At 40.1% G+C, this 4,471-nt stretch carries 4 protein-coding genes; 1 reads left to right on the top strand and 3 read right to left on the bottom strand.

Features of this window, described 5'->3' with window-relative positions:
* Nucleotides 1-152: 152 nt before the first annotated feature.
* The 3 genes from VB740_RS35865 to VB740_RS35875 form a co-directional block, all read right to left on the bottom strand.
* A complete protein-coding gene (locus VB740_RS35865) occupies nt 153-1,517 on the bottom strand; it encodes an APC family permease (RefSeq protein ID WP_323204562.1) in 1,365 nt (454 codons plus the stop codon).
* Nucleotides 1,518-1,631: 114 nt separating this feature from the next.
* A complete protein-coding gene (locus tag VB740_RS35870; RefSeq protein ID WP_323204563.1) occupies nt 1,632-1,808 on the bottom strand; it encodes a hypothetical protein in 177 nt (58 codons plus the stop codon).
* A gap of 262 nt (nt 1,809-2,070) precedes the next feature.
* Nucleotides 2,071-2,499 carry a hypothetical protein gene (locus tag VB740_RS35875; RefSeq protein WP_323204564.1) on the bottom strand — a complete coding sequence of 143 codons (429 nt, stop codon included), beginning with the start codon at nt 2,497-2,499 and terminating at the stop codon, nt 2,071-2,073.
* A 1,014-nt stretch (nt 2,500-3,513) separates the two neighbouring features.
* Here VB740_RS35875 and VB740_RS35880 point away from each other — a divergent pair.
* Nucleotides 3,514-4,176 (top strand): hypothetical protein, encoded by a 663-nt coding sequence (locus VB740_RS35880; RefSeq protein ID WP_323204565.1) that lies wholly within the window; start codon nt 3,514-3,516, stop codon nt 4,174-4,176.
* Nucleotides 4,177-4,471: the final 295 nt, after the last annotated feature.

The following is a 4,471-nucleotide window of genomic DNA, read 5'->3' on the forward strand; positions in this document are numbered from 1 at the left end:
TCAACCGACTCTGCATTTATATTATGCAGCTTAAATGCCGATTAGCTTAAAACAACTGAATAGTCATGGAATTTTGAATTGTTTATAGCGTGAGATTGAGGTTGCACAATCTAAAACTGTTCGACTGAGCGTAGCCAAAGTCCCAACTTGGATTAAGTCTTACCTTGGCGATAGTTATTCCAAAACAACACGGGGATACCTGCTGCTACAACTAAAACACCTGCAACTGCTCCCACACCTGTATAAGCCAAGCTGGAGTAGAGCAAGTAACCGCAAACGGCACAAAAGAATAATGGTGTAAAAGGATAAAATGGCACACGGAACGGGCGTACTATGTGGGGTTCGCGGATTCGCAATACCAGCAGTGATATGCCGGAAAGCAAGAAGAAGAACCAAAATATCGGGGCGGTGTAATCCACCATTGTTTCAAAGCCTTTGCGGGTGAGCGTGCCTAAAAAAACCAATGCTAAGGCGATCGCAGCTTGCAATAATAAGGCATGGGTAGGACTACTAGGACGTTGTTGCCAGCGTCCCATAAAACCAAATAGCGAAAAATCTTGTCCCAGTGCGAAATTGGTACGCGCTCCGGTAAAGATTGTGGCGTTGGTTGCTCCTAAAGTAGCGATCGCAATCAATACACTGATGAATAAGGCTCCCGGTTCGCCCCAAAGAGAGCGCATTAAATCTGCGGCTACTGCTTCGGACTGGGACATGTTTGCTAATCCTAGTCCCCGTAGGTAAGCTAGATTGATGAGTAAGTAAATGGCGGTGATAATGCCAATACTCCACATTAGCGATCGCACTATATTACGTCGTCCATCTTGAATTTCTGCTGAGATATAAGCTGCCTCATTCCAACCGCCGTAAGATAGCAACACAAACACCATCGCCAGTCCCCAAGTTCCTGATGATGCAGCTTCCACAGGGGCGGCAGCAGCAGAATTAGGAATGGCAGTAAGCCCAAGAATTACTACCAGCAACAAACCCAGAACTTTCGCAGCACTCAGCAAATTTTGTGTCCACTTACCCTGCTGCAAACCGATGATGTTCAAAGCAGTTAAAAGTGCGATCGCTATGGCTGCATAGATAGAAGACGAAAACGTTCCTAACCGCAATATCTGAGAAACATAATCGCCAAAAACAAATGCCAACAGAGCAATAGAACCAGTTTGAATCACTGTCATCCGCGCCCAGGCAAATAAAAAGGCGACTCCCCGCCCGAATGCACGTTTCAAATAATAGTAGACACCTCCAACATCGGGATAGACAGTTGCCAACTCTGCATAACACAGCGCTCCTACCAGAGATACCACACCACCAATTAGCCAAAGAAGTAGTACAGCAATATCACTACCTGCTTGACTTGCCACTAGAGCCGGGGTTTGAAAAATCCCCGCCCCGATGACAATACCAACAATCAGAGCCACTGCGTCTGATAATGTCAGCGATGGCTTGGGTGCTGCTACTTGATCTGTTCCTGTCTGCTGAAGCAAACTGTAGTCTTTACGTCTACTCACATTACTTCCTTATTAGTGTTGAGTGAGGACTCACCGCTTTGTTTCATCTTTTTTTGCACTGTTTTACCTATATCTCTATGGTTCAAAACAAATGTGACTCAAAAATGACAATCATCAGTGATATGCCTGCAAACGGTAATATCCATCTCGCCACATCCAGATCAATCTCCCTACAGCGATCGCTTCAATTTCTCTTGCTAGACAACATCTATGCTTTTCAGAACAATGGCAACTTAATTTTGAACAAGGAACCATGTCCCAGTTCGCTATTAAGACCCAAATGCCGGGCATTTGCCTCTGCTTTCAGAAGTATTTGCATTGTTAGCTTGTCTTAATTCTGGTAATAGACTAGAAAATCTGACTCACTAAAACGTCTTCCGTGAGTGGGATTTTTAAGTAATCTAGAGAATGATTGACTAATATTGGGTCATCGTGCTTTGTTTTATCGGGCAGCTAGAGGCAGCGATCGCTTAAAACTTGAGATTAAGTAGGGGCGCATATCTGTACGTCTTTACTTAATAAATAATAAAAATATCTTTTTATGCTTAATTTTTTAGTATCTACTACTGGGAAAAAGTAGAATATCTATTAATTCGCCCATCACCAAACCCAATACTGCTAGGACTGTTAAAATCCAAAATGAATCTAGTTTGTTGAAGCCAGAAAAGCGCATTTCCAAATCAGCTAAAAGCGTAGTTGCTAATGGGATGAGAAAAAGCCTTAATAATATTGACCAAGTTGCTACAAAAGCAATTGATATACTTAAAAATAATATGACAGCTAAAGTTTTAGACCCAAATTCAACTAAACGCTCTAACCAAGAAATACTTTTTCGCACTACAGCTATAACCATAGCAGCGACAAAAGCTCCTACCAACCAAATAATATGATGAGCAGCAAGATACCAACCCAGGACAGTGTAAGCCAGCCATAGTAATACTAAAGGCATCAAAGGAATCCTATTAAAAAATTCCACGTTCATACTGCTAAGGCTTGTAAAAATAACAAGTTAACAACTTAATTGTAGTCAAAACTTGCTCCTATTCCAACCTCTAAACATACCAACTTTGCTTAGGAAATTCCTCTATCTACAGGGCAAATTTAAGGACATACTCTTTCGCCGTGACAATTATATATATAAAACTCATATTTGTTTTTTGAAAAAACTTCATACAACTCAAAAAGCCCTTATTCAGCAATAGAAATATATTGCTCCTACGTGGAATACTTTGCATAAAAGTTATACTTAAAACTAAGTAATCATGCATTAAGAACAAGTATACTAGTATTTAAAATACTAGCAATGTATAAGTAAATTGATTTTGATTATCAGCTATTTGCCATAAAATTTAATAGAGAGGTGGATAAAATTCACTGTGTACAACTTTGATAACTGTCCACAATAGTGTTGCATACCTCAAGCTCATGGTAATATTATTTTACTGTCAGGGGATATTATTTATACATTAAGTTTCAACCATGCGTAAACAGCTAGTTAGGTGTGCTACCTCCAAAAAACAAAAGATTATTCAACCCACCCAGGAAATTAGCAAAAGCGCCAATGTGCAAAGCACATAGCTTCTGAAATTCTGGTTATATAAGGTACTAAATAGCTCACAAAGTCTTCTTTTAGGAATCATTAAAGCTTGCTAATAAGGGATAAAGCCCTCTTAAAGCGGCACAAAATTAGACAAGAGTAAATAGAAAAAATTTGACACTAAGTCAGTTGTTTTTCGCATATCTAAAAATATCGAAAAGCCAAATTTGTCTTGTCAATAAGGCATTAATATTGTGTGTTTTATCTTAGACATTGATTTCTCTTTGTGGTTATTACCCATATAAAAGTCCTATTTCATTTTTGAAAACTTCAGCTACCTTGACCAAATAGGAAAAACACTTAAATCTAAACAAACAAATGATTTAAGACTGCTAGATCAATCTTGATTTAGCAACGATTTCGATTATTAACAACATCAGCAAGAGTAACAGGAAAAACATGAATATTATTGTTCGTTTGTTTGGAGCGATCGCTTTCCAAATATCTGCGATCGCTGCGATGTCTACTATGGCAATGTCTGATGACAAACCCCTACGTGTCTATACCCAGGAAAATCCTGCTGCTTCTCAACTGAAAACAACACAGAGGATTTGTTCTTTAGATCCCATTGAGGATTTATTACCTCCACTACAAACAAAGACAAGTAATTCTTTGCTTTCTTACCTTGCTGAACAAGGTTTTACACAGAATCAAGAGGGTTCTTGGGTCTGTTATGCAAGCGATCCTAAAAAAGAAGGGCGTTACTTTACCCTATTTAAGGTTAAACAAGTTGATGGCAGGCTCATAGCAAGTTCTTTCCTAGATGAGGGAAGTCTGATTCAGGGGCAGGAAAATCGTAGTTTGGACTTCTTTATGATGCTGATTAAGCGTCATATGAATAATAGTCAAGAAAACCGTCAAGGTATACGTAGGTATTTAGAAAGCTTTGTCTCCCTAGTAAAGGAAGGAAAGATCAAACCCACACGTCGTGGGTTTCTTTTCGACCAACCAAACCGGGCATTGGTCTTATATCACACACTCTCATCAGGAAATCTCAAAGGTACCGGAATCACGATCAACATTGATTTACCTAAGAGTCTAACTGTGTATAAACGCGATTAATCGCGTCTATACACAGTGGGGATCAAACCTCACTCAACTCAGAAAGAAATTTACTCCCAATCCCCAATCCTAGCTAACAAGAGTAGGAACGCTGATCGCAGACTCGATTAGTCTGCGGTACTGCTGCGACCTACTGATTTTCCGGTGCTATTAATATCGACCCTACAGACTGAAATAGGGGCGTGAACGAATGGCACTAAGAAAAGATACAGCCCTTGCTCTGACTGGTTCCCTGCCTAGAGGCTGGGAACCCATTCTGGGAGGCTCCGCCTCCAGTAGCTTGACAAGAGGCAGA

The organism is Nostoc sp. UHCC 0251, assembly GCF_034932245.1.
Classification (GTDB): Bacteria; Cyanobacteriota; Cyanobacteriia; order Cyanobacteriales; family Nostocaceae; genus Nostoc.